Genomic DNA, 1644 nt, shown 5'->3' with positions numbered 1-1644 from the left:
GCTACGGAACTTGATTGAGTGATGTCGGGACGGTTCGCCTGACAGCGGCCTGCTGGCTCCGGTAGCTCCTGGGGAGTGAGATACGCGCAGGGTGGTGGGCTGACCGACGCGGAGAGGGCCTCGCGGGAGCGGATCCGGTTGCAGGCTGTCGTCCGCTTCGAGGGTGGGGAGACGAACCGCGAGGTCGCCGTCGCTTTGCGGGTGAGCGAGCGGTCGGTGGAGCGGTGGCGCCGGGCCTGGCGCGAGCGTGGCGAGGCCGGGGTGCTGTCGCAGGGCTCTCCGGGGCGGTCTCGGCTTAGCGAAGCGCAGATCGCCAGGTTGGAGCGTGAGTTGGAGCGTGGTCCGCTGGTCCACGGCTGGGCGGACCAGCGGTGGACGCTGGCGCGGATCAAGAAGTTGATCGGCCGGCTGTTCCGCGTCTCCTGCACCGTCGAGGGCACGTGGCGGTTGCTGAAGCGGCACGGGTGGAGCTGGCAGCAGCCAGCCAGGCGGGCCATCGAGCGGGATGACGAGGCGGTTGAGGTGTGGAAGAAGGAGACCTGGCCGCGGGTAAGAGCATCGCGGCGGAGCGCGGGGCCTGGATCGTGTTCGAGGACGAGGCCGGGCAGTCGATGACTCCGCCGCGTGCCAGGTCCTGGGGGCGGATCGGGCAGACCCCGGTTGTGCGGGTTCGAGGCCGCGGTTCGGGACGGGTGTCGATGGCGGGCATGGCCTGCTTCAAGCCGGGCCGGCGGTCCCGGCTCATCTATGCGATCCGTGAGTATCGGGGCCGGAAGGACGAGCCGAAGGGCTTCGGCTGGCGGGACTTCCGTGACCTGATCGTCCGCGCCCGTATTCAGCTCGGAGGCTCGATCGTGCTGGTCTGGGACAACGTCCGCCTCCATCTGACCGCTGGTATGAAGGAGTTCATCGATGCGAATGCTGAGTGGCTGACGGTGTTCCAACTTCCGGCTTATGCCCCTGATCTCAATCCGACCGAGGGCATCTGGGCGCTGGTCAAGCGCGACCTGGGCAACCTGGCCGCCGCGGACCTCGGTGAGATCACCAGAGCCGTGAAACGCCGGCTCAAGTCCATCCAGTACCGCCCTGACCTCGTTGACGGCTGCATCGCTGCCACTGGCCTGAGCCTGGACGGCTGACCGAAGCCGGGAACCGGTCCCAGATCACGCATCCCAGTCCGCATAGTCCCCGATCGACACGTCGTCGCAGAAGGTCTCCCAGAACCCGTTGTGCGCGAGAGCGGTCTCGTCGATGCCGGAGATGAGATCGCGCAGCTCTTCCGCCACCTCCTCGAATCTCTCCTCGTCGTCCTCCGCATAGAAGGGGAAGCGTGCGATCACGGCCGCGACGCATCGGTTGAAGGAGTCGAGGTCGCTGTTCACGTGATTGGCTGTCGCTGACTCGAGCTTGGGGATCTGCACCACGTGACCAGTGGCCACGTCGACTGCGATGCGTCCGAACAGGCCACTCGTCGCGATGGCGACCAGTCCCCGCTCACCGAGCCCCCCGAAGTACACCGGCTCGCTCAATGGCCGGTACTCGTATCCGATCAACCCGGCTGGGATGCCAGTCTCCCCGAGATCAACAGCGATCTGGGTGGGCACCTCGGGTGGGGCCTCGATGGGGATCAAGACGAACTCGGGC

The 1644-nt window shown here is 66.9% G+C and carries 2 protein-coding genes; one reads left to right on the top strand and one right to left on the bottom strand.

The features are described from left to right. The first annotated feature begins 75 nt into the window (after positions 1 to 75). A protein-coding gene (locus tag IH68_RS60115) for an IS630 family transposase (RefSeq protein ID WP_420719051.1) occupies positions 76 to 1139 on the top strand; the annotation gives its coding sequence in 2 pieces (ribosomal slippage) (positions 76 to 523 and positions 523 to 1139; 1065 coding nt in all). Between the two features lie 24 nt (positions 1140 to 1163). On the opposite strand, the gene IH68_RS0148870 is transcribed toward IH68_RS60115, so the two are convergent. Continuing rightward, positions 1164 to 1644, bottom strand: a 481-nt coding sequence (locus IH68_RS0148870) for an SUKH-4 family immunity protein (RefSeq protein ID WP_030950283.1), incomplete at its 5' end; no start/stop codon positions are given.

This window comes from Streptomyces sp. NRRL S-646 (assembly GCF_000720765.1).
Lineage (GTDB): Bacteria > Actinomycetota > Actinomycetes > Streptomycetales > Streptomycetaceae > Streptomyces.
This window is presented reverse-complemented; position numbering and strand designations above follow the sequence as displayed.